The 26264-nt window shown below is 60.2% G+C and carries 32 protein-coding genes; 28 read left to right on the top strand and 4 right to left on the bottom strand.

Translation table 11 applies throughout. The features are described 5' to 3' along the window. Positions 1-31: 31 nt before the first annotated feature. Positions 32-967 (bottom strand): hypothetical protein, encoded by a 936-nt coding sequence (locus tag DWX63_RS11395; RefSeq protein ID WP_199411113.1) that lies wholly within the window; start codon positions 965-967, stop codon positions 32-34. 123 nt (positions 968-1090) lie between these two features. Next, on the bottom strand, positions 1091-1744 hold the full coding sequence (locus DWX63_RS05890) for a transcriptional regulator (RefSeq protein WP_022094290.1): 654 nt from the start codon (positions 1742-1744) through the stop codon (positions 1091-1093). A 277-nt stretch (positions 1745-2021) separates the two neighbouring features. Here DWX63_RS05890 and dpaL point away from each other — a divergent pair, with 277 nt between their 5' ends. The 5 genes from dpaL (at position 2022) to hydA (ending at position 8240) form a co-directional block, all read left to right on the top strand. Further along, on the top strand, positions 2022-3236 hold the full coding sequence (dpaL, locus tag DWX63_RS05885) for a diaminopropionate ammonia-lyase (protein ID WP_055252227.1): 1215 nt from the start codon (positions 2022-2024) through the stop codon (positions 3234-3236). Positions 3237-3308: 72 nt separating this feature from the next. Further along, positions 3309-4694 (top strand): YgeY family selenium metabolism-linked hydrolase, encoded by a 1386-nt coding sequence (locus DWX63_RS05880; protein ID WP_099432046.1) that lies wholly within the window; start codon positions 3309-3311, stop codon positions 4692-4694. A 201-nt stretch (positions 4695-4895) separates the two neighbouring features. After that, the gene (gene ygeW, locus DWX63_RS05875) at positions 4896-6098 is read left to right on the top strand and encodes a knotted carbamoyltransferase YgeW (RefSeq protein WP_117843102.1); all 1203 of its coding nucleotides are present in this window, start codon (positions 4896-4898) and stop codon (positions 6096-6098) included. A 150-nt stretch (positions 6099-6248) separates the two neighbouring features. Continuing rightward, positions 6249-6860 (top strand): nucleotidyltransferase family protein, encoded by a 612-nt coding sequence (locus tag DWX63_RS05870; RefSeq protein ID WP_118266256.1) that lies wholly within the window; start codon positions 6249-6251, stop codon positions 6858-6860. 12 nt (positions 6861-6872) lie between these two features. Continuing rightward, the gene (gene hydA / locus DWX63_RS05865) at positions 6873-8240 is read left to right on the top strand and encodes a dihydropyrimidinase (protein ID WP_117843100.1); all 1368 of its coding nucleotides are present in this window, start codon (positions 6873-6875) and stop codon (positions 8238-8240) included. A 79-nt stretch (positions 8241-8319) separates the two neighbouring features. Here the strand turns inward: hydA and yqeC are convergent, their stop codons facing one another. Beyond that, positions 8320-9057, bottom strand: coding sequence for a selenium cofactor biosynthesis protein YqeC (yqeC, locus tag DWX63_RS05860; RefSeq protein ID WP_117843099.1), 738 nt, complete (start codon positions 9055-9057; stop codon positions 8320-8322). A gap of 102 nt (positions 9058-9159) precedes the next feature. On the opposite strand from yqeC, the gene yqeB reads away from it, so the two are divergent. From yqeB to DWX63_RS05745, 23 genes are all read left to right on the top strand, one after another. Beyond that, on the top strand, positions 9160-9954 hold the full coding sequence (gene yqeB / locus DWX63_RS05855; RefSeq protein ID WP_117843098.1) for a selenium-dependent molybdenum cofactor biosynthesis protein YqeB: 795 nt from the start codon (positions 9160-9162) through the stop codon (positions 9952-9954). 9 nt (positions 9955-9963) lie between these two features. Further along, positions 9964-11007, top strand: a complete 1044-nt coding sequence (locus DWX63_RS05850; RefSeq protein ID WP_117778528.1) for an XdhC family protein — start codon at positions 9964-9966, stop codon at positions 11005-11007. A 325-nt stretch (positions 11008-11332) separates the two neighbouring features. Further along, positions 11333-11890 carry a 50S ribosomal protein L5 gene (gene rplE, locus DWX63_RS05845; RefSeq protein ID WP_006235260.1) on the top strand — a complete coding sequence of 186 codons (558 nt, stop codon included), beginning with the start codon at positions 11333-11335 and terminating at the stop codon, positions 11888-11890. 79 nt (positions 11891-11969) lie between these two features. Further along, positions 11970-12155, top strand: coding sequence for a type Z 30S ribosomal protein S14 (locus tag DWX63_RS05840; protein WP_022094280.1), 186 nt, complete (start codon positions 11970-11972; stop codon positions 12153-12155). Between the two features lie 119 nt (positions 12156-12274). Beyond that, positions 12275-12673, top strand: a complete 399-nt coding sequence (gene rpsH, locus DWX63_RS05835; RefSeq protein WP_006235262.1) for a 30S ribosomal protein S8 — start codon at positions 12275-12277, stop codon at positions 12671-12673. Between the two features lie 33 nt (positions 12674-12706). After that, positions 12707-13243 carry a 50S ribosomal protein L6 gene (gene rplF, locus DWX63_RS05830; RefSeq protein ID WP_006235263.1) on the top strand — a complete coding sequence of 179 codons (537 nt, stop codon included), beginning with the start codon at positions 12707-12709 and terminating at the stop codon, positions 13241-13243. Between the two features lie 75 nt (positions 13244-13318). Continuing rightward, positions 13319-13687 carry a 50S ribosomal protein L18 gene (gene rplR / locus DWX63_RS05825; RefSeq protein ID WP_006235264.1) on the top strand — a complete coding sequence of 123 codons (369 nt, stop codon included), beginning with the start codon at positions 13319-13321 and terminating at the stop codon, positions 13685-13687. Between the two features lie 14 nt (positions 13688-13701). Further along, on the top strand, positions 13702-14226 hold the full coding sequence (gene rpsE / locus DWX63_RS05820; RefSeq protein ID WP_055252236.1) for a 30S ribosomal protein S5: 525 nt from the start codon (positions 13702-13704) through the stop codon (positions 14224-14226). 2 nt (positions 14227-14228) lie between these two features. Further along, on the top strand, positions 14229-14411 hold the full coding sequence (rpmD, locus tag DWX63_RS05815; protein ID WP_006235266.1) for a 50S ribosomal protein L30: 183 nt from the start codon (positions 14229-14231) through the stop codon (positions 14409-14411). 3 nt (positions 14412-14414) lie between these two features. After that, positions 14415-14864 (top strand): 50S ribosomal protein L15, encoded by a 450-nt coding sequence (gene rplO / locus DWX63_RS05810; RefSeq protein ID WP_006235267.1) that lies wholly within the window; start codon positions 14415-14417, stop codon positions 14862-14864. Beyond that, positions 14858-16144 (top strand): preprotein translocase subunit SecY, encoded by a 1287-nt coding sequence (gene secY / locus DWX63_RS05805; protein WP_089573561.1) that lies wholly within the window; start codon positions 14858-14860, stop codon positions 16142-16144. The genes rplO and secY overlap by 7 nt, the downstream gene beginning before the upstream one ends. A gap of 18 nt (positions 16145-16162) precedes the next feature. After that, complete coding sequence (locus tag DWX63_RS05800) at positions 16163-16789, top strand: adenylate kinase (RefSeq protein ID WP_055252238.1); 627 nt, start codon at positions 16163-16165, stop codon at positions 16787-16789. After that, entirely contained in the window at positions 16786-17574 is a 789-nt protein-coding gene (gene map / locus DWX63_RS05795) for a type I methionyl aminopeptidase (RefSeq protein WP_117843097.1), read from the top strand. Before DWX63_RS05800 ends, map begins: the two co-directional genes overlap by 4 nt. 145 nt (positions 17575-17719) lie before the next feature. Then, the gene (gene infA, locus DWX63_RS05790; RefSeq protein ID WP_035137443.1) at positions 17720-17938 is read left to right on the top strand and encodes a translation initiation factor IF-1; all 219 of its coding nucleotides are present in this window, start codon (positions 17720-17722) and stop codon (positions 17936-17938) included. Positions 17939-18088: 150 nt separating this feature from the next. Beyond that, positions 18089-18202 carry a 50S ribosomal protein L36 gene (gene rpmJ, locus DWX63_RS05785; RefSeq protein ID WP_006363204.1) on the top strand — a complete coding sequence of 38 codons (114 nt, stop codon included), beginning with the start codon at positions 18089-18091 and terminating at the stop codon, positions 18200-18202. 14 nt (positions 18203-18216) lie between these two features. Then, positions 18217-18591, top strand: coding sequence for a 30S ribosomal protein S13 (gene rpsM, locus DWX63_RS05780; protein WP_022094275.1), 375 nt, complete (start codon positions 18217-18219; stop codon positions 18589-18591). Positions 18592-18605: 14 nt separating this feature from the next. Beyond that, a complete protein-coding gene (gene rpsK, locus DWX63_RS05775; protein ID WP_006235274.1) occupies positions 18606-19010 on the top strand; it encodes a 30S ribosomal protein S11 in 405 nt (134 codons plus the stop codon). A gap of 19 nt (positions 19011-19029) precedes the next feature. After that, on the top strand, positions 19030-19626 hold the full coding sequence (rpsD, locus tag DWX63_RS05770) for a 30S ribosomal protein S4 (protein WP_006235275.1): 597 nt from the start codon (positions 19030-19032) through the stop codon (positions 19624-19626). A gap of 32 nt (positions 19627-19658) precedes the next feature. Further along, entirely contained in the window at positions 19659-20600 is a 942-nt protein-coding gene (locus DWX63_RS05765) for a DNA-directed RNA polymerase subunit alpha (protein ID WP_006235276.1), read from the top strand. A gap of 30 nt (positions 20601-20630) precedes the next feature. Then, complete coding sequence (gene rplQ / locus DWX63_RS05760; protein ID WP_006235277.1) at positions 20631-21098, top strand: 50S ribosomal protein L17; 468 nt, start codon at positions 20631-20633, stop codon at positions 21096-21098. A 92-nt stretch (positions 21099-21190) separates the two neighbouring features. Then, positions 21191-22015: a tRNA pseudouridine(38-40) synthase TruA gene (gene truA, locus DWX63_RS05755; RefSeq protein ID WP_117843096.1), complete on the top strand. Its 825-nt coding sequence runs from the start codon at positions 21191-21193 to the stop codon at positions 22013-22015. A gap of 203 nt (positions 22016-22218) precedes the next feature. Continuing rightward, positions 22219-23217, top strand: a complete 999-nt coding sequence (locus tag DWX63_RS05750; protein WP_147336062.1) for a glycosyltransferase — start codon at positions 22219-22221, stop codon at positions 23215-23217. A 132-nt stretch (positions 23218-23349) separates the two neighbouring features. Then, on the top strand, positions 23350-23787 hold the full coding sequence (locus tag DWX63_RS05745) for an arginine repressor (RefSeq protein ID WP_006235280.1): 438 nt from the start codon (positions 23350-23352) through the stop codon (positions 23785-23787). A 184-nt stretch (positions 23788-23971) separates the two neighbouring features. Here the strand turns inward: DWX63_RS05745 and DWX63_RS05740 are convergent, their stop codons facing one another. Then, complete coding sequence (locus tag DWX63_RS05740; protein WP_117843094.1) at positions 23972-26170, bottom strand: transglycosylase domain-containing protein; 2199 nt, start codon at positions 26168-26170, stop codon at positions 23972-23974. Between the last annotated feature and the right edge of the window lie 94 nt (positions 26171-26264).

The raw sequence follows: 26264 nt of genomic DNA, 5'->3' as shown, positions 1-26264 counted from the left end.
GCCGGCTCTTCCGGCCCTCCCTTAACCCTCGCTACTCGTCATCGTTCTCTTTTTGCTGGGTCTCCGACTCCGCTTGGGTGGGGCCGGAGAACAGCCGGAATCCCTCAAACGCAATGACACCGAGCAGGGCAATGACAATGGCGATAAAGGCAACCTTGACTGCCTGCGGAAATTCCGAAAAACGCAGCGCCTTTTCCTCGGCGTAATAATCGGCGAAGCGCTCTTCGCCCGTGCTTTTGGTATACGCCGGTGCGGACGCGGCCTCCGGGTCATATTCCGGTGCAGGCGTGGCGGCGTACGGATCGTTGAGATAATCGCTCGATGTGGTGCCATAATCCTCGGTCTCGATGCGACCGGCGTCAGCATAGCCATCGGAATAATCGGAATATGCCGCACCGCCCTCATAGCCCGCGGCGCTCGTGTTGGCGGCAAAAAGCGGGTTAACTGGAACGTCGAGCGCCGGCATGCCGGTAGAGGTCTCATCCAGATCGGCTGCAGCCCAGGAATCGTAGGCAACCTGATGGGCAACGGGCTCATCGAGCCTTGTGACCGGAGGCTTGCGTGCCGCAGGAACAGGCAACTGCCGGGCGCTGTACATAACGGTGCTGTCGGGCGATTTGCTCTGCGTCGCTGCAGCGAGAAACGCCGCCGTCTCGGACGGGTCGCTTGCGGGGCGGGGAGTGGGCGTGGGCGCCGAAGTGGGTGTGGGCGCAGACGCGGGCGTCGAAACAGGCGACTGCGCAGGAGCCGGCGCAGATGCGGGCTTAGGCGCAAGTGCGGGATTGGGGCTTGACGGGCGAGCCCCGCCGCCCATGAGTTCGTCGGCGGTCCACGGGCGATCATCCATCACGTCGTCAAGGCTCAGCGAAAACAAGTCGTCTTCACCCTCATCGAACATGCGGTGCACATGTCCACCAATTGCCGGAATTAATCCGCGACCGGTGCACGATGCCTTGCTCAACGCCATTCTGTTCCACCCTTTCGAAATACTAATGACATCGATTATATGGAACTTCCCAAGCGGCTCGGTCTTGGATTCATGCTTTCCAGAACTCGCGCCCAAAAGGGGAGGGGCAATCCAGGTGAGTGCCTACTTGTCGCCTGCTGCCGCCTTGGCCTCATTGAGGTAGCTATAGAAGCTGTATTTGGAGATGCCAAAGAACTCGCAGGCGCGCTCGCTCGACTTGGAAATGAGGAAGGCGCCGCGACGGTCGAGGTAGCCGATGGCGCGAATGCGCTCATCTTTGGTCATAAGTGCCGCGGGCTTGCCCACAAACTGCTCGCACTCGTGCAGCAGGTCCTCGAGCAGGTCACCGATGTTCTTGGTAATGGGCTCGGGCTCGGTATAGCCCGTGCCGCCGGTGCCGGTAAAGGCGTCGAGCGAACGCTCAAAAGCCTTCATAAGCGTAATGTCAAAGTTGATGCCCAAAATGCCGACGGGCTTGCCCTCGTCGTTGCGGATAAAGATGGTCGAGGACTTGAGCAGCTTGCCGTCGGTGGTTTTGGTGAGGTACGGCTCGCGGTCGTGCACGTCGGTGGTGCCCTCGTGCATGGACTCAAACACAATATGGCTGGGGCCGTCACCCAGTTTGCGCCCGCTGACGTGGCCGTTTTCGATCACCACGATGGAGTGGTCCACGTCCTCGGTCTCCAGATCGTGGACGACGACTTCGCAGTTGGGGCCAAATTGGAGCGCCAGGCCGTGTGCAAGGCGCTTGTAGAACTCAATCTGTGCGGGGGTCATGGGTGCCTTCCTAAAAATTAGTTTGGGCTCACTGTGCCATAAACCCCACTTGTTCGCAAATAACGAAATCGTCGCTGTGTTATGTGACCGTTCGGCGGCGAAAAGGTACCGATTACGGCAACAAACAATTTGTTAGGTTTTCCAATCAAAAAGTGTGATAGAACAGTGCTAACAAACTTTTTGTTTGGCATCCACATAAAAGTTCAGCCGTGTGAATGGGATCGGGCTGAAACGCGTATGCGGGGGCCGGCAAGAGAGAACTTAAGGAGTTCACCGTATGGCCGATAAGATCCAGTGGGCGGGCAACACGATGCCCAAGAGCGATGACAAGCACTTGGGAATCATGAGCCTCGACCACGTGAAGAAGGCCCGCGCCTTCCACCAGTCGTTCCCCCAGTACACCGTTACTCCGCTTGCCCGCCTGGACGGCCAGGCCGCGCGCCTGGGCCTGTCCAACCTGTGCGTTAAGGACGAGAGCTATCGCTTTGGCCTCAACGCCTTTAAGGTTCTGGGCGGCTCGTTTGCCATGGCCAACTACATTGCCGACGAGACCGGCAAGGACGTTGCCGAGTGCACCTTCGATTACCTGACCTCCGATCAGCTTGCCAAGGACTTTGGCCAGGCCACCTTCTTTACCGCTACCGATGGCAACCATGGCCGTGGCGTGGCATGGGCTGCCAACAAGCTGGGCCAGAAGGCTGTCGTGCACATGCCCAAGGGTTCCACCAAGCCCCGCTTCGATAACATCGCCGCCGAGGGCGCCACGGTGACCATCGAAGAGGTCAACTACGACGAGTGCGTGCGCATGGCCGCCGCCGAGGCCGACGCCTGCGAGCGCGGCGTCATCGTTCAGGATACCGCCTGGGAGGGCTACGAGAAGATCCCGTCCTGGATCATGGAGGGCTACGGCACCATGGCTTCCGAGGCTGCCGAGCAGCTGCGCGAGATGGCCATCAACCGCCCGACGCACGTCTTTGTCCAGGCTGGCGTAGGCTCGCTCGCCGGCGCCGTGGTGGGCTACTTCACCAACCTGTATCCCGATAACCCGCCCACCTTCGTCGTGGTTGAGTGCGCTCCGGCCGCCTGCCTGTACAAGGGCGCTGCCGCCGGCGACGGCGATCCGCGCATCGTGGACGGCGACATGCCCTCCATCATGGCCGGCCTGTGCTGCGGCGAGCCCAACATCCTTGGCTGGGATATCCTGCGCAACCACACCACCGCCTTCGTGTCCTGCCCCGACTGGGTCACCGCTCGCGGCATGCGCACCCTGGGCGCTCCCGAGAAGGGCGACCCGCGCGTCATCTCCGGCGAGTCCGGCGCTGTGACCACCGGCCTGGTCGAGACCCTCATGCTCGATCCCGAGTACGCCGAGCTCAAGGAGCTCATCGGCCTGGACAAGACGAGCTCCGTGCTCTGCTTCTCCACGGAAGGTGACACGGACCCCGACCAGTATCGCCGCATTGTTTGGGAAGGCGAATATCCGACTTGCTAATACTGGGCGGAGTAAATAGGTATCGCTCTGCCACCTCACAGGTAGATTCCTTCGTTTGAAAGGTTATGAACAATGACTAAAGAACTCGATTTCGACGCTATCAAGGCTGCTGCTGAGTCCCACCGTGCTGATATGACGCGTTTTCTTCGCGCAATGATTAGCCATCCCTCTGAGTCCTGCGAGGAGGGTGAGGTTGTTGCCTGCATCAAGGCCGAGATGGAGAGCCTTGGCTATGACGAGGTCAAGGTCGACGGCCTGGGCAACGTTATGGGCTTTATGGGCGAGGGCGACAAGATCATCGCCATCGACTCCCACATCGACACCGTCGGCATCGGCAACATCGAGAACTGGGATGCCGATCCCTATGAGGGCTACGAAACCGACGAGATCATCTACGGCCGCGGCGGCTCCGACCAGGAGGGCGGCATGGCTTCTGCTACCTATGCTGCCAAGATGATGAAGGACATGGGCCTCATCCCCGAGGGCTACAAGATCATGGTCGTCGGCACCGTCCAGGAAGAGGACTGCGACGGCATGTGCTGGCAGTACATCTACAACAAGGACGGCATTAAGCCCGAGTTCGTCATTTCCACCGAGCCCACCGACGGCGGCATCTATCGCGGTCACCGCGGCCGCATGGAGATCCGCGTCGACGTTCACGGCACCTCCTGCCACGGCTCCGCTCCCGACCGCGGCGACAACGCCATCTACAAGATGGCCGACATCATCGCCGACGTCCGCGCCCTCAACAACAACGGCTGCGACGAGTCGACCGACATCAAGGGCCTCGTCAAGATGCTCGACCCCAAGTACAACCCCGAGCACTTCGAGGACGCCCGCTTCCTGGGCCGCGGCACCTGCACCGTCAGCCAGATCTTCTACACCAGCCCCAGCCGCTGCGCTGTCGCTGACTCCTGCGCCATCTCCATCGACCGTCGCATGACCGCCGGCGAGACCTGGGAGTCCTGCCTGGACGAGATCCGCAACCTGCCGGCAGCCAAGAAGTACGGCGACGACGTGAAGGTCTCCATGTACATGTACGACCGTCCGTCCTGGACCGGCGAGGTCTACGAGACCGAGGCTTACTTCCCCACGTGGATCAACAAGGAGACCGCTCCGCACGTCAAGGCCCTCGTCGACGCCCACAAGGCCATGTTTGGTGACGAGCGCATCGGCTGCGAGCCCAGCATGGACAAGCGCACCGGTCGCCCGCTGTGCGACAAGTGGACCTTCTCCACGAACTGCGTCTCCATCCAGGGCCGCTACGGCATCCCCTGCGTGGGCTTTGGCCCGGGTGCCGAGTCTCAGGCTCACGCTCCCAACGAGGTCACCTACAAGGACGACCTGGTCACCGCTGCCGCCATGTACGTGGCTGCCCTGAACCTCTACGATCCGAGCCAGGCCGATGGCGACGCCACCGTGTTCCGTGCCGGTCTGACCAACAACAAGATCGATTAGTCCCATTCCTCGATCTTGTTGAGCCGGGGGCCGCTCGTGTCCCCGGCACCCCCTGTTGACTCGGGACCCGCGGTCGTTATCTCCCATGCTTCCTCAACGGTGGCGGGTCCTTGTCATAGTGCTCTGCATGTTCTAGCCACACGCGCATGCCGGAGCACGTCTACTCATTGCGATCGTTTCATCTATGGAAAGGATATTTACATGGACGCTAAGTTTACCGAGCTCGTCGAGCAGCTGAACGGCCTCGATTTTAAGGGTATGTACGGCAGCGACTTCCTGCACACCTGGGACAAGACCACCGATGAGCTCAAGGCTCTCTACATCGTCGCCGACGCCCTGCGCGAGCTGCGCGAGAACAACGTCTCGTCCAAGATCTTCGATTCGGGCCTGGCCGTCTCGCTGTTCCGCGACAACTCCACCCGTACGCGCTTCTCCTTCTCTAAGGCCGCCAACCTGCTCGGCCTTGAGCTGCAGGACCTGGACGAGAAGAAGTCCCAGATCGCCCACGGCGAGACTGTCCGCGAGACCGCTACCATGATCTCCTTCATGGCCGACGTCATCGGCATCCGTGACGACATGTACATCGGCAAGGGCGACGCCTACATGGCCGAGGTCTCCGAGTCTGTCCAGCAGGCCTACGAGGACGGCGTTCTGGATCACCGTCCCACGCTCATCTCCCTGCAGTCCGACTCCGATCACCCCACGCAGTCCTCTGCCGACATGCTCTACCTCATCAACGAGTTTGGCGGTCTTGAGAACCTCAAGGGCAAGAAGGTTGCCGTCACCTGGGCCTATTCGCCCTCTTACGGCAAGCCGCTGTCCTGCCCGCAGTCGCTGATCAGCCTGCTGCCCCGCTTTGGCATGGACGTCACCCTGGCCCACCCCGAGGGCTACGACCTCATGCCCGAGGTCGTCGAGCGTGCCAAGGGCTATGCCGCCGAGTCCGGCACCACCTTTAAGCAGGTCAACACCATGGCTGAGGCCTTCGAGGGCGCCGACATCGTGATCCCCAAGAGCTGGGCTCCGTTTGCCGCCATGGAGAAGCGTACCAACCTGTACGCCGAGGGCGACGACGCCGGCATCGCTGCGCTCGAGAAGGAGCTGCTCGCTCAGAACGCTACGCATCAGGATTGGTGCTCCACGACCGAGCTCATGGAGAAGACCGCCAACGGCCAGGACACCATCTTTATGCATCCGCTGCCCGCCGACATCTCCGGTGTCTCCTGCGAGCACGGCGAGGTCAACGCCGACGTCTTTGACATGCATCGTGTGGGCATGTACAAGGAGGCCAGCTACAAGCCGTACGCCATCGCAGCCATGATGTTCCTGCAGAAGGTTGCCGATCCCGCCGCTACCCTTAAGGCCCTCGACGAGCGCAACACCGACCGTTGGTTCCAGGCCTAAAGCTGGGCTGAGGTAAGCCATGTAAAGGGGGCGCTCTGCCAACCGGCGGGGTGCCCCTTTTTGCATCGTGGGCGTGCGGGATAAGCGCTTTCGATGTAGATGCCCCGCGACGCGAGTTATGGGTACGATGGTTTCAGGGGAGGTATCGCCATGAAACTTGGTTGCGTCATTATGGCTTCGGGCGAGGGCAAGCGGTTTGGCTCTAACAAGATGCTCGCCGATATCTATGGCAAGCCGCTGATTGCCCGGACCATCGATTCGGTTCCCCGGGGCTTTGACGTCGTGGTTTCGACGCGTTGGCCCGAGGTCGCCCAGATTTGCGAGGACAAGCATTGCCCGTGTGTGCTGCACGATGGCAAGCTCAGAAGCGAAAGCGTCCGTGCGGGCCTTTCGTGGGGGGCGAGCCGCGGCTGGAAGGGTTGCCTCTTTTTGCCGGGCGACCAGCCGCTCGTGAGTTCGGATTCTTTTGAGGCCATGGTTCGCGCGTTTGATGAGCGTGGCCGCAAGTATCCGGTGCGTCTTGCGTGCAACGGTGAGCCTTCGAGCCCGGTGCTCTTTCCGGCGGAACTGTTCGATGCACTTATGTGTCTTGAGGGTAAGGACGGCGGCGGTTCGATCCTCAAGGACCGTACCGACGTGGTGCTGGTCGAGGCGCGTGCCTACGAGCTGTGGGACGTCGATACCGTCAAGGGACAGCGACGCATAACGGAGCATATCGCCGCCTGCTCGTATTTTGATCGCGTGGCCAACTGCATCAATTAATAAGGAGCAATTATGATCATCATCAAAAACGGCGCGCTCGTGACGCCCCAGGGGCTTCGCCGCGCCGATCTTGCCATGGATGGCGATAAGATCGTGCGGATTGCCGCGGCGATTGAGCCGGCCGAGGGCGATACCGTCGAGGATGCCGCGGGCTGCTGGGTGTTCCCGGGCTTTATCGACGGCCACACGCACATGCAGTGCTGGACCGGCATGGATTGGACGGCCGATAGCTTTGAGACCGGTACGCGTGCGGCTGCCTGCGGCGGTACGACGACCATCGTGGACTACGCGACGGCCGATCGCGGCGTGACCATGCCCGATGCCTTGGCCGAGTGGCATCGCCGCGCCGACGGAACCTGCACGGCCAACTACGCCTTTCATATGGCACTCGCCGAGTGGAACGAGCGCAACCGCGCCGACCTCTCGGCCATGCGCGAGGCGGGCGTATCGTCGTTCAAGACCTACTTTGCCTACGATCATCTGCGCCTGGACGATGCCGAGACGCTCGAGGTGCTGGAGGAACTCAAGCGTATTGGCGGCATACTGTGCGTGCATTGCGAGAACGGTACGCTGGTGAATGAGCTGCAGAAGCGCGTGTTTGAGCAGGGTATCCACGGGCCCGAGGGCCATGCGCTCAGCCGTCCGGATGTGTGCGAGGCCGAGGCCGTGAGCCGTCTGCTGTATCTGGCACACCTGGCCGGCGACGCACCGGTCAACGTGGTACACCTTTCGACCAAGTTGGGGCTCGAGGCCATTCGCGCTGCCAAAGCGCGCGGGCAGAAGAACATCTATGTCGAGACCTGTCCTCAATATCTGATGCTCGACGATACGCGCTACTTGGAGCAGGGCGAGGACGGCTTTGCGGGCGCCAAGTATGTGATGAGCCCGCCGCTGCGCCATGCCGGCGACCATGCGGCACTGCGCGAGGCGCTTGTGGCCGGCGAGATCGATACGATTGCGACCGACCACTGCAGCTTTAACCTGCACGGGCAAAAGGACCGCGGGCGCGATGACTTCCGCGCGATTCCCAACGGCGGGCCCGGTGTGGAGCATCGCCCCGTCGCGATCGCTACGAGTTTTGAGGGACAGCTGGGCCCCGAGGATCTGTGCCGCTTGATGAGCGAGAACCCGGCGCGCGTCTTTGGCATGTATCCGCGCAAGGGCTGTCTTGCCGAGGGCTCCGATGCCGACGTGTGCGTGTGGGATCCCAAGGCGCGCTGGACGATTAGCGCCGCGACGCAGCATCAGGCCGTGGACTACACGCCGCTCGAGGGCTTTGAGGCACATGGCCGCGCCAAGGCCGTGTTTGTGAACGGCGTGCTGGCGGCACGCGACGGCGAGCCCACCGGAGCCCAACCCGGCCGCTACGTGCCCCGCTAACAGGAAGACCGCCGGGGTAGCTAATTTGGGAGATGATTTTTCGGGACGGGGTAGCAAAAAGAGCCCCGTCCCAAATTTGCTACCCCTGGAGGCTGGTGGCGATGAGGGGGCGGTTGAGGGCTGCCTCGAAGCGATCTGCCATTGTTGGGTCGGCAAGCGTGTCGGCTTGGTTGAGCATGACGCGTGCGGTGCTGAGTCCCAGCGCCTGCATCTCGGCATTGAGCACCTGGGCGACGCGCTCGGGCGTGGCGATGTCGGTAGGCTCGCAGCCGCAGCGCTCGCAGAAGAGCTCGGGGCGGTGGACAACCTCGGCGACGGGCCTGCCCAGCCCCGAGGCGCCGACGACCCAGACAACGTTTGCCGTGGCGGCGGGAATTACCGGCTCCCAGGCGGCATGCGCCTTGAGCGGGAGTCGCTTGCTGCCATCTGCCTCGGCCAACACATAGTCAAAGCGCTGCGCCAGCTGGTCGAGCGGCTCAGCGGGGGCGGAGAGCTTGCCTGTCTCCGGGTCCAAAACACCCGCCTGGCAGATGCTTCCGCGGACAAGTCCCGCGCATGCCTCGCAGGTGCAGCCGGGAACATGCGGGATCCCCGGCTTCCAAGGCGCGGCGTCCAGGCGACGGCTCGACCCGTCCCATGGCACGCCGGCGACGGGAAACATGTGCGTGGTGGTGCAGAGGAGCACGCGGCCGCCAGCGCGCATGAGCTCGAGACCCAGCGTCTTTAGCAAGGTCGACTTACCGCCACTGCCGATAATTGCGGTAATGCCCGGCTCGATCTTGAGCGCGGAGGCAAGGTTTCCGCTCGTCGTTTCCATCTGTTCACCGCCGTATAATACTGTGATAATAAATAATCATCAGAGTAGCGGTCGAACCGCTTTTGCTCTGCTCAAACCGTAGCACAGGGAGGTGCCCCGGGAATGCTCGTTTATGTTCGCGGCGCCGGCGATATCGCCACGGGCGTCGCCGCTCGCTTGGTGCGCTCCGGCGTGTCGGTCGTTATGGCCGATATCGCGGTTCCCACGTGCATCCGTCGCACAATCTGTTTTTGCGAGGTCATTCGCCTGGGCGAGGTCGAGGTCGAAGGCATTCGCGCTCGCTTGGCACAGACGCCGGCTGAGGCGCTTGCGATTACCAAGGCTGGAGACGTCGCCGTTGTAGTGGACCCCCAGGCCAAGATGCTCGGCGAGTTGAAACCCGCGGCTGTGGTCGACGCGATTTTGGCTAAGCGCAACTTGGGCACCACGCGCGACATGGCGCCTGCCGTCATCGCCGTGGGGCCGGGCTTTACCGCGCCGGTTGACTGCGACGCCGTGGTCGAGACCATGCGCGGGCATTTTCTCGGCCGTGTCATTACCCAAGGTTCGCCCCAGCCCAACACGGGCGTGCCGGGCATGATCGCCGGCTATGGCAAGGAGCGCGTTATCCACAGCCCCGCCGCCGGCATGTTTCGGTCCGACCGCACCATCGGCGACATCGTGAGCGCCGGAGACGTGATCGGGTATGCGGGTGATACTCCCATGGTCACGCAGATCGATGGCTGTCTGCGCGGGCTTTTGGCGAACGGCGTGCAGGTGACTGAGGGCTTTAAATGCGCCGACGTCGATCCGCGCGGCGATGCCAGCTATATCAACTATATTTCGGACAAGGCGACGTCGGTCGGCGGCGGCGTGCTCGAGGCACTCGCTATGCTCACCGATGTCTTTAGAGGATAGAAGGCGGCAATGGAAAAGCTCGATGTGGTGAATGCGGCGCTTGCCGCCCTGCGTGCTGGCGAGACGTGCGAGCTCGTGGTCGTGGCCGGCACGGCGGGGTCATCGCCGCGCGGCGTGGGCGCCTGGATGGCCGTCTTTGCCGATGGCAGCCAAGCGGGCACCATCGGCGGCGGCAAGATTGAGCTCTTTGCGCTGGACGAGGCGCGCGAGCTGCTGGGCGCAGGGCAATCGCGTCTGGTCCGCTACACCATGGGCGGCGAGAACTCCGATACCGGCATGATCTGCGGCGGAGCCATCTGCCTGTGCTATCTGCACCTGGATGTATCGCAGGCGCCGTTGTTCCAGTCGATTGCCGACGTCTTGGCGTATCGACGCATCGGCGACTTCGTCATCGACTTTGAGCCGTTTATCGCGAGCGCGCTCGAGGGCGATGTGGCCAAGTACCATGGCGAGGAGTCGCGCCGCACCATAATGGGCTGCCCCGAGCTTTCGCTGGTGGAGGAGGGGAGTAGGGTCACCTACACCAACGCCGCCTCTGAGATTCCTCCCGCGCACATCGAGACGCTCTGCCCCGAGGGCCTGACCTATATCTTTGGCTGCGGACACGTGGGTGCTGCGACGGCGCGGGTGCTCACGGCGGCGGGCTTTGCCGTCGTGGCCTGCGACGATCGCCCGGGCACGTTGACGCCCGAATGGGTGCCCGGTGTCTACGACCGTCGTCTGGTCGACTACAAGAACCTGAGCAAGCAGTGCCCCATCGGCCCGCGTGACCTAGTGGTCGTCGCCACAGCAGGTCACAAGTCCGATATCGACGTGGTGATTCAGGCCATGCGTGCCAAGCCTACCTATCTGGGTTGCCTGGGTTCGCGCCGCAAGACGGCCTTTGTGCGCGCCCGCCTGGAGCAGGAGGGCTTTACGCAGGAGCAGATTGACGGACTGCACCTGCCGATCGGTGTCGCCATCGAGGCCGAGGACCCCGAGGAGATCGCCATCTCCATCGCTGCCGAGATGATTCACCTGCGCCGCACCAAGCTCGTCCCCCGCAAGCGCTAATCGCATCCCCATATATGAGTTGCGGTGAAATGCGGACTGTTTAAGCCTGTTAAGCCGTCAAACGGTCCCTATTTCACCGCAACTGCCATTTTCCTCCGTCCCCTAGGGATCGATATGTGCGGGGGAGTTGTGGAGTTGTGCAGGCAGACGAGGTTTTTCTGGAAATACGCTCCCGATGCGCGTATAGTACCGATTGTTTTGTCGGCTCCTGCTGCGTCGAGTCCAAACCGCAAAATGCCATGAGCGGCACGGATGCAGTCAGGAGGCACGAGGACAACCCACCGTGGCCACGCCCCGTGCTTAAAACCCCAAGAAGGAGTGAACAATGGCAGAAGAGAAGTATGTGCCGCGTCTGAAGACCAAGTACAACAACGAGGTCAAGCAGCAGCTTCAGGACAAGTTCCAGTACGAGAACGTCATGATGATCCCCAAGTTTGAGAAGATCGTCGTGAACATGGGTGTCGGCGAGGCCGCTACCGATTCCAAGGCCATCGACGGTGCCGTGCGCGACCTGCGCGCCATCACCGGCCAGCAGCCGATGATCACCCGTGCCCGCAAGTCCATCGCTACCTTCCGCCTGCGCGCTGGTATGCCGATCGGCTGCAAGGTTACCCTGCGTGGCGACCGTATGTGGGAGTTCTTCGATCGTCTGACCTCCGTCGCGATCCCCCGTATCCGCGACTTCCGCGGCATCTCCGCCAAGAGCTTCGACGGCCGTGGTAACTTCTCCATGGGCGTCACCGAGCAGCTCATCTTCCCCGAGATCGACTTCGATTCCGTCGATCACCAGCGTGGTATGGACATCACTTTCGTGACCACCGCCAACACCGATGAGGAGGCCAAGGCCCTTCTGGACGCCTTCGGTTTCCCGTTCAAGAAATAGGTTCACCTGCCCTATAAGCGCCGTTCCCACAAGGGGGCGGCGTTTGGGGCGAACAATACTCTATGTGAGGAGGATATAAGTGGCTAAGACATCGATGATCGTCAAGTGCAATCGCAAGCAGAAGTTCTCTACTCGTGAGTACACGCGCTGCCAGCGCTGCGGCCGTCCGCACTCTGTGTACCGCAAGTTCGGCCTGTGCCGTGTCTGCTTCCGCGAGCTTGCACTCAAGGGCGAGCTTCCCGGCGTTAAGAAGGCCAGCTGGTAAGTCACTACCAGCGTTTCAAGCATCCGTTTGGAACAGGGAAAACGCGCTAGTTAGGCTTTGCCGTTAAGGGCGGCGAAGAACCAAGAGCACGTGTTCATCAAGAACGAAGGAGAATCTGTATGAACCTTACAGACCCGATCGCAGATATGCTTACGCGCATCCGTAACGCTAACTCTGTGAACAAGGCCACGGTCTCCATGCCGAGCAGCAAGAAGCTCGTCGAGATCGCTCGTGTTCTGCACGAGGAGGGCTACATCGAGGGCTACGATGTCGAGGACACCGTTCCCCAGAAGACTCTGCACATCACGCTTAAGTATGGTCCCAAGAAGGCTAAGGTCATCAACGGCATCCGCCGCATTTCCAAGCCGGGCCTGCGTAAGTACACCGGCGTTGCCGACATGCCCCGCGTCCGCGGTGGCCTTGGTACCGCCATTATTTCCACCAGCCATGGCGTCATGACCGACCGCGATGCTCGCAAGCACAACGTCGGCGGCGAGATCATCGCTTACGTCTGGTAATTCGCTCGGTAGGTAGAAGGAAAGGAGATCACCGTGTCTCGTATCGGTAATAAGCCTGTCCAGATTCCCGCCGGAGTCGAAGTGGCAGTCAACGGCAACAACGTTGTCGTCAAGGGCCCCAAGGGCCAGCTCGAGCTCGATGTCTTTGAGAAGCTCGCTATCAACGTCGAGGACAACGTCCTCACCGTTTCCCGTCCCGACGACGAGCGTGAGACCCGTGCCCGTCACGGCCTCACCCGCGCCCTCATCCACAACATGGTTGTTGGCGTTTCCGAGGGCTTCGAGAAGAAGCTCGAGCTCGCCGGCGTCGGTTACCGCGTGCAGCAGAAGGGCAAGAACCTCGAGTTCTCCCTGGGCTTCTCGCACCCCGTGATCGTCGAGGCTCCCGAGGGCATCACCTTCGAGGTTCCCGACAACACCCACGTGAACGTCAAGGGTATCAACAAGCAGCAGGTCGGTCAGATCGCCGCTGAGATCCGCGGCCATCGTCCTCCCGAGCCTTACAAGGGCAAGGGTATCCACTACGTTGGCGAGCACATCCGCCGCAAGCTGGGTAAGGCCGCCAAGTAGTCGTAACCGACTCACTCGCATAAGACCAGCACCCCGTCAGGTGCTGGCAAGATCAACCTTTTTAGGAGTTTACGTATGAACAAGCATAAGGCGAAGCTGGAAGGCCTCAAGCGTCGTCAGCGTCGTGTTCGCGGCAAGGTCTCGGGTACCTCCGAGCGTCCGCGTCTTCGCGTGACCCGTACTAACGCCAACATCTATGCCCAGATCATCGACGACAGCAAGGGCTCCAGCCTGACGCTTGTCTCTGCCTCGACCCTCGAGGCCGAGTTCAAGGGCACCCACACCTCGAACAAGGAGGCTGCGGAGAAGGTCGGTCAGCTCGTTGGCAAGCGTGCCATCGAGGCCGGCATCACCAAGGTCGCCTTCGATCGCGGTGGCCGTATCTACCATGGCCGCGTCAAGGCCCTCGCCGACGGTGCTCGTGCCGCCGGTCTCGAGTTCTAGGAGGTATGTAGCACATGGCTCGTAATCAGAAGCAGCAGCGCGAGGCCTCCGAGTTCGAGGAGCGCGTCGTTTACATCAACCGCGTGTCGAAGACCGTCAAGGGTGGTCGTCGCATGAGCCTCGTCGCTCTCGTCGTCGTTGGCGACGGCAAGGGCAACGTCGGCGTTGGCATGGGCAAGTCCGCTGAGGTGCCCCTGGCCATCTCCAAGGCGTCTCTCGATGCCAAGAAGAACATGTTCCACGTGCCGGTGACCGAGCAGGGCACCATCCCGCACGAGGTTCTCGGCCACTTTGGTGCCGGCCGCATCATCATCAAGCCCGCTGTCGAGGGTACCGGCGTTATCGCCGGCGGCGCTGTGCGTCCCCTCTTCGAGCTTGCTGGCATCAAGAACGTCCTGTCCAAGTCCCTCGGTACCGACAACGGCCTCAACATCATCAAGGCTGCCGTCGAGGGCCTCAAGGAGCTCTCCAGCCCTGAGGACGTCGCGGCTCGCCGTGGCCTGACGGTCTCCGAGATGTTCGTCGGTAAGGAGAACTAAGCATGGCTGACACCATCAAGATCAAGCAGGTCCGCAGCACCAACGGTTGCAAGCAGGACCAGGTCCGTACTGTCCGTGCCCTCGGTCTCCACAGGATCCGCGAGGTTCGCGAGATTGCTGACAACGAGTCCGTCCGCGGCATGATCTTCAAGGTCAAGCACCTTGTCGAGATTGTAGAGGAGTAGCAAATGCAGCTTCACGATCTTACTCCCGCGCCCGGTTCCACCAAGAACCGCAAGCGCGTCGGCCGTGGCAATTCTTCGGGTCACGGCACCACTTCTGGCCGCGGTCAGAAGGGCCAGGGCTCTCGCTCTGGCGGCACCAAGGGTGCCGGCTTCGAGGGTGGCCAGACTCCGCTGGCTATGCGCCTGCCCAAGCTTCCGGGCTTCCGCAACCCCCGTCGTATCGAGTACACCGCTGTTAACGTTGAGCGTCTCGAGCGTAAGTTCGAGGACGGCGCTGTGATCGACGGTGCCGCTCTTAAGGCCGCTCGCATCACCAAGAGCGAGTTCGAGCCCGTCAAGGTGCTCGGCAATGGTGAGCTCACCAAGAAGTTCACGGTCAAGGTCGACAAGGTCAGCGCTTCTGCGCAGGCCAAGATCGAGGCCGCTGGCGGAAAGGTCGAGCTGCCGTGCTAAATGGTCTTAAGAATGCTTTCCGCATCAAAGAATTGCGCGAAAAGATTCTTTTTACCATAGCTATGCTCGTCGTGTACCGCATTGGTGCGCACGTTCCTGTGCCCGGCATTCCCTTCCAGGGGATGCTGGGCCTTTTCTCGACCGATAACAATTCGGTCGCCGCAGGTGCTATGGCCCTCCTGAATCTTTTCTCTGGCGGCGCGTTGAGCTATGTGTCGGTGTTTTCGCTGGGCATCATGCCTTACATCACCAGCTCGATCATCCTCCAGATGCTCCAGGCCGTCGTGCCTTCCCTGCACGAGCTTGCCCGCGAGGGCGAGGTCGGTCAGACCAAGATTACGCAGTATTCGCGTTACCTCACCTTGGCTCTGGCCATCCTCAACTCCGTGGGTTACCTCTTCCTCTTTAAGAGCTTCGGCATTAGCTTCAACGGCGCCGGCGCTCCCGAGATCATCTTCGACCTCATGGTCGTCGGCACGCTCACCGCGGGTGCCATGCTGATCATGTGGATTGGTGAGCTCATCACCCAGCGTGGTATCGGCAATGGCATGTCGCTGATCATCTTTGCGAACATCATGGCCGGTCTGCCGCAGGCTATCTTCTCCAGCACCGAGGGCAATGCCGGTGGCATCATCACCATGGTGATCATCTGCGCCATCATCCTGCTGGTTATTCCGCTGATCGTTTTCCTTGAGCGCGGCCAGCGCCGCATCCCGGTCTCCTATGCCAAGCGCGTTGTTGGCCGTCGCATGATGGGTGGCCAGACCACCTACCTGCCCATCAAGGTCAACACCGCGGGCGTCGTGCCGATCATCTTCGCTTCGGCGCTGCTGTACTTCCCGGCTCAGATTGCCGTGTTCTTCCCCGGCATCGGCTGGATCCAGGCAGTTGCCTCTGCGCTTTCAACTGGTTGGCTCAACTGGGTGCTTAATGTTGTCCTCATCGTGTTCTTCGCGTACTTCTACACCTCCATGGTGTTCAACCCCGATGACACGGCCGACAACCTTAAGAAGCAGGGCGGCTTTATTCCGGGCGTGCGTCCGGGTAGGGCTACCGCGGCCTACATCAAGAACGCGCTCAACAAGATCACGCTTCCCAGCGCTGTCTTTTTGGCGCTCATCGCCATCGTGCCTTCGATCATCTTCTCCTTCACGGGTAACCATCTGATCCAGGCATTTGGCGGCACGTCCATCCTCATCATGGTCGGCGTCGTGCTCGACACGGTCGACAAGCTCGAAGGCCAGATCAAGATGTATGATTACGATGGATTCTTTAAATAGGCTAGAGGAGGATTGCTCATGAACCTCGTATTGCTCGGAGCTCCGGGTGCCGGCAAGGGCACCGTTGCACAGGAGCTCGTCGCCGAGTTTGGCGTCGCTCACATTTCCACGGGCGACCTGCTGCGTGCTGCCGTCAAGGGTGGCACCGAGCTTGGTATTCAGGCTAAGAAGTACATGGACGCCGGCGAGCTCGTTCCCGACCAGCTCGTGATCGACCTTGTCAAGGAGCGCCTTGCCGCCGATGACGCCCAGCAGGGCTTCATCCTCGACGGTTTCCCGCGCAACACTGCCCAGGCTGTGACGCTCGATTCCGAGCTCTCCGCCATGGGTCGCGAGATCGACTGCGCCCTTCTGGTCGACGTGGCCCCCGAGGTCATCATCGACCGTCTGTCTTCGCGTCGCACCTGCCGCGCCTGCGGTTACACCGGCACCGCTGCCGATGCTACCTGCCCCAAGTGCGCCGGCGAGATGTATCAGCGCGACGACGACAAGCCCGAGACCATCAAGAACCGTCTCGACGTCTACGAGAAGTCCACGAGCCCGCTCGTCGATTACTATCGTGGCCAGGGTCTGCTCAAGTCGGTCAACGGTGACCAGGCTCGCGAGACCGTATACGGGGACGTCAAAGAGGCTCTCGGTCTATGATCAAGATTAAGTCTGCAACGCAAATTGAGCAGATGAAGAAGGCAGGAGCGCTATCTAAGATGGCGCTCCGCCACGTTGGAGCCATGGTCCGCCCTGGTGTTTCGACCTTTGAGCTTGATCAGCTTGCGGAGCAGATTATCCGCATGCATGGAGGCATCCCGGCCTTTAAGGGCTACGGCGGGTTCCCCGGTACCATTTGTGCATCGATCAACGATGCCGTGGTGCACGGTATTCCCAATCCCGACATGATCCTGCGCGATGGCGATATCATCTCCATCGATACGGGTGCCGTTGTCGACGGTTGGGTCGGCGATAACGCTTGGACGTTTTTCGTCGGTACCCCCACGCCCGAGGCCAAGGCCCTGTGCGAGGTTACGCGCGATTGCCTTAAGGCTGCCATCGAGCAGGCTGTTCCCGGTAACCATATTGGGGACATTGGTTATGCCGTCCAGTCCCTCGCCGAGTCTCACGGCTATGGCGTGCTTCGCGATTATGTGGGGCACGGTATTGGCCATGTGATGCACGAGGACCCCAACGTTCCGAACTACGGAAAGAAGGGGAGGGGCGTTCGTCTCCAGGCCGGTATGGTCATTGCCATCGAGCCGATGGTCACGATGGGATCCAATCATGTGAGCACGGGCTCCGATGGTTGGATCGTCACGACCAACGACCACCTGCCCGCCGCGCACTACGAGAACACCGTCGCCATTACCGATGACGGCCCGGTGATTCTTACTACCGACGCGCAAGGCGCTTGGTGCTCCTTGCAAGGAGGCGAGATGTAGAGGCCGCGTTCAAATTCGTCGGCATTTACATTTCAAAGTAACAAGTTTCACTTAGTTGTGGAGCCATTACGAAGATATTACGATACGTGCACGCGTATTGTAGAATACTCAATCGCTGTCGTTTTCTAGAGAAAGATGATTGCTTGTGAAGAAGGAAGACGCAATTGAGCTCGAGGGTACGGTAAAGGAACCGCTGCCCAACGCCATGTTTAAGGTTGAGCTCGAGAACGGTCATTCGGTTCTGTGCAACATTTCTGGCAAGATCCGAATGAATTACATCCGTATTCTCCCCGGTGACAGGGTTGTCGTGGAGCTTTCCCCGTACGACCTGACCCGCGGCCGCATCACCTATCGCTATAAATAGCGGCACGCATACACGCACTCCTTTTCCGACTGCAGGCTTAGCTCAACCTACGGTCGGATTGTGTGTGAAGACCAGCCATAGTTTTAAACGCCTGCGGCTGGGCGAGTAGATAGTAGGGAAGTAGTTTGAGCGCTACCGAAAGGAAGAACGATGAAGGTACGTCCTTCGGTCAAGAAGATGTGCGATAAGTGCAAAATCATTAGGCGCCATGGCAAGGTCCTCGTCATTTGCGAGAACCCCCGTCATAAGCAGCGTCAGGGTTAAGAGAGGAGACTACGTTGGCCCGTATTAATGGTGTCGACCTCCCGCGTGAGAAGCGCGTTGAGATCGGTCTGACCTACATTTACGGCATCGGCCGCACCACTGCGACGAAGATTTGCGTCGAGTGCAACGTTAACGTGGATACGCGCGTTAAGGACCTCACCGAGGATGAGGTTAACGCCATCCGCGATTATATCGACAAGAACCAGATCATGGTTGAGGGCGACCTCCGCCGTGAGCGCAACCAGAACGTCAAGCGCCTTATGGACATCGGCTGCAACCGCGGCCTTCGTCACCGCAAGGGCCTCCCGGTCCGCGGCCAGCGCACCCACACTAACGCTCGTACCCGCAAGGGCCCGAAGCGTCAGATCGGTGCTAAGAAGAAGAAATAAGGAGCGCTAGATAGATGGCTACTGCTAAGAAGAACGTTCGCGCTGCCCGTCTGAAGCGCGCGGACCGTAAGAACATTTCCGTGGGCCAGGCTCACATTCGTTCTACGTTCAACAACACGATCGTTTCGATCACCGATCCCCAGGGCAACGTCATTTCCTGGAAGTCGGCTGGCCAGGTGGGCTTCAAGGGCTCCCGTAAGTCCACGCCGTTCGCTGCCCAGATGGCTGCCGAGGCTGCTGCCAAGCAGGCCATGGAGCACGGTATGAAGAAGGTTTCCGTCTTCGTCAAGGGCCCCGGCTCCGGTCGTGAGACCGCCATCCGCTCCCTCCAGGCTGCTGGCCTCGAGGTCTCGAGCATCCAGGACAAGACCCCCATCCCGCACAACGGCTGCCGCCCCAAGAAGCGTCGCCGCGTGTAACTGAAAGGATCGTATCAATATGGCAATCGACAGGACTCCTGTTCTTAAGCGCTGCCGTCAGCTCGGGATCGATCCCGCTGAGCTCGGTTACAGCAGCAAGAAGGAATCTATCCGTCAGCCCAAGCGCCGTCGCAAGGAATCTGAGTACGGCATGCAGCTGCGCGAGAAGCAGAAGGTCAAGTTCATCTATGGCGTTCTGGAGAAGCAGTTCCACGGCTACTTCAACAAGGCCCGTAAGATGAACGGCGTCACCGGTGAGAACCTCATGATCATCCTTGAGTCTCGCCTCGACAACGTCGTCTTCCGTCTTGGCTTCGCCCGCACCCGCAAAGAGGCTCGTCAGTCCGTCCGTCACGGTCACTTCACCGTGAACGGCAAGCGCGTGGACATCCCGTCCTACCGCGTCAAGGCCGGTGACGTCGTCGCTGTCGGCGAGAAGTTCCGTGACCTCCTCCCCATCAAGGAGGCCCTGATTTCCTCCGAGCGTTTCGAGGTCCCTGGCTGGCTCGAGGTCGATATCGAGAAGCTGTCTGGTAACGTGCTCGCTCTGCCGACGCGTGAGCAGATCAGCGGTGATATCAACGAGCAGCTCATCGTCGAGCTCTACTCTAAGTAGTCCATCCGGGCTGCTGAGGCTGGAGGTAATACATGTCAGAATTCATTAGGCCTCAGGTTCAGGTCGAAGAGATTAACGAGACGTCTGCTCGTGTCTCCGTTGAGCCGCTCGAGCGTGGCTACGGCGATACGCTGGGTAACTCCCTTCGTCGCGTTCTTCTGTCCTCGCTCGAGGGTGCCGCCGTCGAGGCTATTCAGATCGATGGCGCGCAGCACGAGTTCATGACCATCCCTAACATGGTCGAGGATGTCACCGACATCGTCCTGAATGTCAAGGGTCTTGTCTTCAGGGCTCTCGGCACGACCGACGAGGCGACCGCCACCATTTCGGTTGACGGCCCCTGCGAGGTCACCGGTGCGGACTTCTTTATTCCGTCCGAGTTTGAGCTGGTCAACCCCGAGCAGCACATCGCTACGCTCACCGAGGGCGGCCATCTCACCATGAGCATGCGCATCGGCTATGGCCGCGGCTATGTCTCTGGCGAGGCTAACAAGCGCGACAACGATCCCATCGGTGTGATCCACGTCGACTCGCTGTACTCGCCGGTGTCCCGTTGCGCCAAGCTCGTTGAGGCTTGCCGTGTCGGTCAGCACACCGACTACGACCGCCTTGTCCTCGAGATCGAGACCAACGGCTCCATCGCTCCGCGCGACGCCGTGGTCCAGGCTGCCAATATCATCAACCAGCATATGGCTGCCTTTATGAACCTTGCCGAGACCCCCGAGGTCGAGGAGGAGGCTTCGATCTTCGCTCCCGAGGTCACCAACGACAACGCCGAGCTGGACAAGCAGATCGAGGATCTGGACCTTTCCGTCCGTTCCTACAACTGCCTTAAGCGCGCCAGCATTCACTCGGTCCGACAGCTCGTTGAGTTCTCGGAGAACGATCTGCTCAACATCCGTAACTTCGGTGTTAAGTCGATCGAGGAAGTGAAGGACAAGCTAGAGTCCATGGGCCTGAGCCTGAAGGCTTAATGCTTCGCATATTTGAGGAGAAACTAGACCATGCGTCACAACGTTAAGAAGGGCCTGAAGCTCGGCACCGATGCGAGCCACACCAAGGCCATGAAGAAGAGCCTTGCTAAGGCCCTCTTCGAGAACGACCGCATCAAGACCACCGAGACCCGCGCTAAGGCGCTGCGTTCGGTCGTCGATCCGATCATCACCTGGGCCAAGAAGGGCGACCTGCACTCTCGTCGTCTGGCCATCGCCAAGCTCGGCGATAAGCAGCTCGTTGCCGAGATCTTCGACAAGGCTGCTCAGGGCATGTGGCAGGACCGCAACGGCGGTTACACCCGCATCATGAAGCTCGGTAACCGCAAGGGCGACAACGCTCCCATCGTTATCATGGAGCTCGTCACCGAGCCTTGCACGCCTAAGGCCAAGAAGGCTGCTCCGGCCCCCAAGAAGGCCGCTGCTCCCAAGAAGGTCGAGGCCGTCGAGGAGGCTCCTGCTGAGGAGACCGCTGAGTAGACAATCCGTCTGCATAGGCTATATTCGAGGGGTACGTTCGCGTACCCCTCTTTTTTTGTCGCAATACCGTTGATTGTTTGTTGGGAGCGTCCATGACCGCGCCGTCTGATTTCAATTCGATTCCAGAGCTCGATGCCACGCTCGTATTCCGTGTTGCCTATGATGGCTCGTCCTATAGCGGATTTGCAGAGCAGCCGGGTCAGACGACCGTTGCGGGCGAGTTGCGCCGCGCTATCGAGACGCTGCTGCGCCGCCCGATCGATCTGACGTGTGCGGGGCGTACCGATGCCGGCGTGCATGCGGTGGCTCAGTACATTAGCGTGCCCGTAACGGACGCTGAACTTGCTCTGACGCGCCGTAGATGGCTGAGGGCTATGGATGCCCTGTTGCCCAAAGATATCGCCATAAACGAGGTCTACAGGGCCCGTAAAGGCTTTTCTGCTCGCTTTGACGCGCGGTCCCGTACGTATACGTACCGTATTGCCGATCGCGATGCGCGCCCCGTGCTCTCGCGCGGCGCTGTGTGGTGGCATCGCTATCCCCTCGACGTCGATGCGATGGCGGCCGCCTGCCCTGCGCTTTTGGGCGAGCAGGACTTTAAGAGCTTTTGCAAGGTGGCATCTGCCGTGGGCAAGCCCACGCATCGCTGCGTGATGCGTGCCGAGTTTGGCCACGAGGTCGCTTTTGGCGAGGATATCCTGACCTTCACCATCGAGGGCAATGCGTTTTTGCACTCGATGGTGCGTACCATTGTAGGAACGCTCGTGGAGATTGGCATGCATCGTCGCGATCCCGAGTGGATGCGCGAGGTCATTGATGCCTGCGACCGTACCGCCGCGGGTCCCACGGCGCCTGCCTGCGGCCTTACGTTTATGGGTGTGGATTACGGCCCCGACGAGCTTGTCGTACTCGACTAGGGGAGTGCTCGACGTGTCGTGCGTCGACACCTGTCATCTGTGGGCTGCGCGTGTGCAACATCTGTTCTTGGCGTGCAATGCAACCGGTGTCTCATTGCTTTTATTGCCGGGGTGTACCATGAACCACGGTTTGATTCATTGCTGTCGAGAGGACGGATAATTTGGTTCGACGTGGCTCGCATCCGCGACTTTCGGTGATCCTTGTGGTAGAAGGTTCGCCCAGCTATGCGATGCGTGCGCTCGAGAGTATCCAGAACCAAGACCTCTACGATTTGCAGATTGTCGTTGTCTGTCGCGATACTGCGCCCGGTGTGCGCCATTCGCTTCAAGTTGCTGCCGACAGGGACATCCATATTGATTTGATTGACGTCGAGGACGCGACGCGCGGCGCGTGTCTTCGTGCCGGTTTTGCTGCCTCGCGCGGCTCTCAAATCATCGCCATGAACGCCGATGAGTGGTTTGCTCCGCAATCCCTTTCCAAGATGGTCGATATCGCGTGCGATACTGCGGCAGACATAGCGTTCCCCACGGTGTCGCTCGACCGCTATGATGCACATCGAGAGCGCCATTCGCGCGTCTTGGATGCTGCCTCTATTGCCATAGAAGACGAGTCTTCTATGGTGACTGGGCTGCTCCAGTTGATTTTGGGCGGCCTAGTCGCTCAGACCTCTGGCGTGATGTATAGCCGTCCGCTGTTTGAGGCATGCCTGTCGCGCGGCAAGGCGTACCGTACGGTTGAGTTTATGGCTTATGCGCTTTCGCAGACACGATGCGTGTCCGGATGCGGCGACGCTTGTTTCCACGCGGCGGCGCCTAAGCTTACAGATGCCTTTGATCCCACCATGTATGCCAAGGTATCCGATGACACCCGGGCGCTCGACGAGCTTACGGACTCACTCTCGGAAGCAGATAGCGGTGGTCGGCTCAAGCTGGCAAGCCAAAAGTTCTACTTTGCCGGACTGGTCGCCTGCATCGAGAATTTGTGTCTGAGCCCGCATGGAGTGTCGTCAATCGAGCGTTCCGCCCGCATGCGTGATATGCTCGAGGCGCCTCGAACCCGTCAGATGGTCGCCGCGCTCAAGGACAACCATCGGGGACTGGGCCTGTTGTTTGGGCCGATCGCCAGCGCTAAGCCCGCGCGCTGCGTGATGTGTACGCATCTGGCAGCTTTTCTTAACCGGACGGGCGCAAAAACCGCCTAAACGGCTCATTACGAAACAAACTTGCATAGAATTGTTTCGAAATGCGTTCTTATACACAAAAGCCTTCAAATAGCGTTAAACTATTCAATCACTGATTGATTGTCTCCGCCATCTTTTGGAGAGAGGGTTTGTATGGCTAAAAAACGCAATGGGCGCCAGGATGCCATTAGAGATATTGTGCGCAATAAGGATGTCCGCACGCAGCGCGTGCTGGTTGATGAGCTCCGTGCTATGGGCTTTGATTGCACGCAGGCGACTGTCTCTCGCGATATTGCCGACATGGGGCTGCGTAAGCTCCCTGAGGGCATCTATGTTCTGGCAGAGGATTTGCACCTGCAGCGTATGGTTTCCGAGCTCGTAACGGGCGTTCTGCGTACCGATAATCTGGTTATGATCAAGGCTCAGCCTGGCACGGCTTCCGGCATCGCCGCCGCCGTTGATGCGGCAGAGTTGCCCGATGTGCTTGGCTCGCTTGCCGGCAACGATACGATTTTGGTTATTGCCCAGACGGCCGAGGACGGCGAGCGTCTCGAGGCGCTGATCAATAAGTTGAGCAATTCTCGCAAGTAGGTGTGCGGCTCGTGCGCTCGGCATTGTGTGCGCTGACATAGTGGCTTGTAAGGGGTATCGACGTTGGTCGGTACCTCTTTTTGTTTGCCGGTATAAAGACCGCCCACCAGGTCGCTTCAAACTAAAAGGCCCCGAGCAGTTCAATAAGCTGCTCGGGGCCTTGTTGGCTTTAGTCGCGTACTTCTTAGCCGACCGTATCGTCAGGCGTGGGCGAGGGGTCGGGAGTGGGCGTAGGCGTAGGCGTGCCGCCATCGCCGCCGGTCGAACCACCAGTGGAGCCGCCCGTCGAGCCACCGGTCGTACCGGTGCCGCCGGTGGTGTCGCCGCCCGTGGTCTCGGTGGTCGTGGTCGTCGTGGTAGTCGTTGTGGTGGTTTCCTCTTCCTCTTCCTCTTCGTCCTTGTCCTTGTCGTCGTTCTCCGACTTCTTGGTGTTGTTGGTGCCGTAGAACTTCCAGACGCTGTTGTTCTTGTAGGTGGGCGCCGTTCCGGTCGCAAACTCCTCGCGCTCGGTACCGGTCAGAACGGTGTTCATAAACCGCTTAAAGACAGGCAGGTTGGTGCTGTCGCCCAGCAGGTCCGTGCCGTACTTTTGGATGGGGATCTCGCCCGCGGAATAGCCGGTCCACAGGGCGCATGCCAGCTGCGGGGTATAGCCGCAGAACCACAGGTTGGTGGTGTTGTCGGTGGTGCCCGTCTTGCCGGCATAGGGCTGGTTGACACTCAGGGCGCCGGCAGCACCGGTGCCGCCACCCTGCATAACACCGGTCAGAACATCGGTCACCGCTGCCGCCTCGCCGGTGGAGAGGACCTGCGTTGGGTTGTCAGTGTGCTGATACAGAACGGAGCCGGTACGCGAGTCGATCTCGGTGATGGCAATGGGCTGGCGATAATAGCCGCCGTTGGCAAACGTGGCGTATGCAGACGCCATTTCGAGCGGTGAAATGGAACCGGTACCGAGCGTCATGACGGGGACGTCCTCGATATTGTCCTTGTCAGGATCGATGCCGAGCTTTTTGACGAGCGAGATAATCTTGTTGTTACCGATGGCTTCGGCTACCTGAATGTAACCGGTGTTGGAGGAATACGCCGTTGCCTGCTTGAGCGTGATGTTGCCGTAGCTCTGGTTGGCGTAGTTCTGCACCTTGGTCGTGGTGCCCTTTGCCGTAAGCGGCGAGTTGCAATTGAGGGTGACGTTGGGGTTCATGCCATTTTGGATGGCAGTTGCAAGCGTAAAGGCCTTAAACGTAGAGCCTACGGGACGCTTGGCCGTGGCGTGGTTCACGTGATTCTCATCGGCGTTGTAGTCGTACCCGCCAACCATGCACTTGATGTAGCCGGTCTTGGGGTCAACGACGACCATGCCCATATCCAGGCCATCGAGTCCGATCGTGTCGAGCTGGGATCGCACCGCCTCCTCGGCCACCTGCTGCATCGTGGGGTCGATGGTGGTTTTGACGGTCAGGCCGCCCTTAAAGAGCACGTCGGTGGAGAACTCCTGCTCGAGCAGCTGCTTGACGTAGGAGACAAAGTAGGGCTGAGAATACACGTCGACGCCGCTGCCCGAAATCTCGGTCACATTAAGGGTGATGGGCTCAGCCTGCGCGGCATCGTGCTCCTCCTGCGTGATATGGCCCAGGCGCAGCATATTGTCCAGAACCTTGTTGCGGCGGGAGAGCGCCAGGTCGGGGTTGACCGTGGGGTCGTACTGCGATGGGGAGTTGGGAAGACCGATCAGCAGGGCGGCCTCGCTCAGGGTGAGGTCGGCGGCACTCTTGGACAGATAGGTCTCGGCAGCGGCCTCGATGCCGTAGGCGCCATGGCCGTAGTAGATGGTGTTGAGGTACATCATGAGGATTTCGTCTTTGGAGTACATTTCCTCCATCTTGATGGCGATATAAGCCTCGCGCACCTTACGCTCGATGGTCGAGTCGAACTGCTCCTCCTGCAGGATGGTGTTGCGGACCAGCTGCTGGGTGATGGTCGACGCGCCCTCGTGGCCGCCGCCGAGCGTGGCCACCGCGGCGCGCGCGATACCCCAAAGGTCGATGCCGCCATGCTCGTAGAAACGCTCGTCCTCGACATCGACCGTGCCCTGTAAAACGTATGGGGAAACCTGGTCCTTGGTGATGGACTTGCGATTTTGGGTGTAGAAGCTGGCGATTTTGTTGCCGTTGCAGTCAACAATCTCGGTAGGCTCGCTGACCAGATAGGCGTTGGCGTCGGTGTAGTCGGGCAGATCGGACAGCCAACGGTTGACGTTGCCGATCATGCCGATGCCAAACGCTACGCCCGCGATAAGCATGAAGCCCAAAAACGAGAGCAGGATCATGGGAAGGGCATGCGTCTTGGAGCGACCGCGTCCCTGTCGTTGGCGAGGACCCATATATTGACCTCCAGGTATGTCGTGCCGGGCGTCAGGTGTGCTGCCGGGCAGGTTGGACATAAGTTATTACACGATAAACCAATCGGAGCGCGCG

It is taken from the genome of Collinsella sp. AF20-14LB, assembly GCF_003459505.1.
In the GTDB taxonomy this organism is placed as follows: Bacteria; Actinomycetota; Coriobacteriia; order Coriobacteriales; family Coriobacteriaceae; genus Collinsella.
The sequence above is the reverse complement of the archived record's forward strand: the minus strand, read 5'-3'. Positions and strand labels throughout refer to the sequence as shown.

What these genes read in the sequence shown, in the direction of transcription:
- DWX63_RS05870 (WP_118266256.1), top strand. Translation starts at nt 6,249, where the DNA reads ATGAAACTTGGTTGCGTCATTATGGCTTCGGGCGAGGGCAAGCGGTTT.
- rpsD (WP_006235275.1), top strand. Translation starts at nt 19,030, where the DNA reads ATGGCAATCGACAGGACTCCTGTTCTTAAGCGCTGCCGTCAGCTCGGG.
- rpsK (WP_006235274.1), top strand. Translation starts at nt 18,606, where the DNA reads ATGGCTACTGCTAAGAAGAACGTTCGCGCTGCCCGTCTGAAGCGCGCG.
- rplE (WP_006235260.1), top strand. Translation starts at nt 11,333, where the DNA reads ATGGCAGAAGAGAAGTATGTGCCGCGTCTGAAGACCAAGTACAACAAC.
- rpmD (WP_006235266.1), top strand. Translation starts at nt 14,229, where the DNA reads ATGGCTGACACCATCAAGATCAAGCAGGTCCGCAGCACCAACGGTTGC.
- rpmJ (WP_006363204.1), top strand. Translation starts at nt 18,089, where the DNA reads ATGAAGGTACGTCCTTCGGTCAAGAAGATGTGCGATAAGTGCAAAATC.
- rplR (WP_006235264.1), top strand. Translation starts at nt 13,319, where the DNA reads ATGAACAAGCATAAGGCGAAGCTGGAAGGCCTCAAGCGTCGTCAGCGT.
- rpsH (WP_006235262.1), top strand. Translation starts at nt 12,275, where the DNA reads ATGAACCTTACAGACCCGATCGCAGATATGCTTACGCGCATCCGTAAC.
- ygeW (WP_117843102.1), top strand. Translation starts at nt 4,896, where the DNA reads ATGGACGCTAAGTTTACCGAGCTCGTCGAGCAGCTGAACGGCCTCGAT.
- DWX63_RS05745 (WP_006235280.1), top strand. Translation starts at nt 23,350, where the DNA reads ATGGCTAAAAAACGCAATGGGCGCCAGGATGCCATTAGAGATATTGTG.
- DWX63_RS11395 (WP_199411113.1), bottom strand. Translation starts at nt 967, where the DNA reads ATGGCGTTGAGCAAGGCATCGTGCACCGGTCGCGGATTAATTCCGGCA.
- rplO (WP_006235267.1), top strand. Translation starts at nt 14,415, where the DNA reads ATGCAGCTTCACGATCTTACTCCCGCGCCCGGTTCCACCAAGAACCGC.
- DWX63_RS05800 (WP_055252238.1), top strand. Translation starts at nt 16,163, where the DNA reads ATGAACCTCGTATTGCTCGGAGCTCCGGGTGCCGGCAAGGGCACCGTT.
- DWX63_RS05880 (WP_099432046.1), top strand. Translation starts at nt 3,309, where the DNA reads ATGACTAAAGAACTCGATTTCGACGCTATCAAGGCTGCTGCTGAGTCC.
- DWX63_RS05740 (WP_117843094.1), bottom strand. Translation starts at nt 26,170, where the DNA reads ATGGGTCCTCGCCAACGACAGGGACGCGGTCGCTCCAAGACGCATGCC.
- truA (WP_117843096.1), top strand. Translation starts at nt 21,191, where the DNA reads ATGACCGCGCCGTCTGATTTCAATTCGATTCCAGAGCTCGATGCCACG.
- yqeB (WP_117843098.1), top strand. Translation starts at nt 9,160, where the DNA reads ATGCTCGTTTATGTTCGCGGCGCCGGCGATATCGCCACGGGCGTCGCC.
- DWX63_RS05850 (WP_117778528.1), top strand. Translation starts at nt 9,964, where the DNA reads ATGGAAAAGCTCGATGTGGTGAATGCGGCGCTTGCCGCCCTGCGTGCT.
- dpaL (WP_055252227.1), top strand. Translation starts at nt 2,022, where the DNA reads ATGGCCGATAAGATCCAGTGGGCGGGCAACACGATGCCCAAGAGCGAT.
- DWX63_RS05765 (WP_006235276.1), top strand. Translation starts at nt 19,659, where the DNA reads ATGTCAGAATTCATTAGGCCTCAGGTTCAGGTCGAAGAGATTAACGAG.
- rplQ (WP_006235277.1), top strand. Translation starts at nt 20,631, where the DNA reads ATGCGTCACAACGTTAAGAAGGGCCTGAAGCTCGGCACCGATGCGAGC.
- map (WP_117843097.1), top strand. Translation starts at nt 16,786, where the DNA reads ATGATCAAGATTAAGTCTGCAACGCAAATTGAGCAGATGAAGAAGGCA.
- hydA (WP_117843100.1), top strand. Translation starts at nt 6,873, where the DNA reads ATGATCATCATCAAAAACGGCGCGCTCGTGACGCCCCAGGGGCTTCGC.
- DWX63_RS05890 (WP_022094290.1), bottom strand. Translation starts at nt 1,744, where the DNA reads ATGACCCCCGCACAGATTGAGTTCTACAAGCGCCTTGCACACGGCCTG.
- rpsE (WP_055252236.1), top strand. Translation starts at nt 13,702, where the DNA reads ATGGCTCGTAATCAGAAGCAGCAGCGCGAGGCCTCCGAGTTCGAGGAG.
- yqeC (WP_117843099.1), bottom strand. Translation starts at nt 9,057, where the DNA reads ATGGAAACGACGAGCGGAAACCTTGCCTCCGCGCTCAAGATCGAGCCG.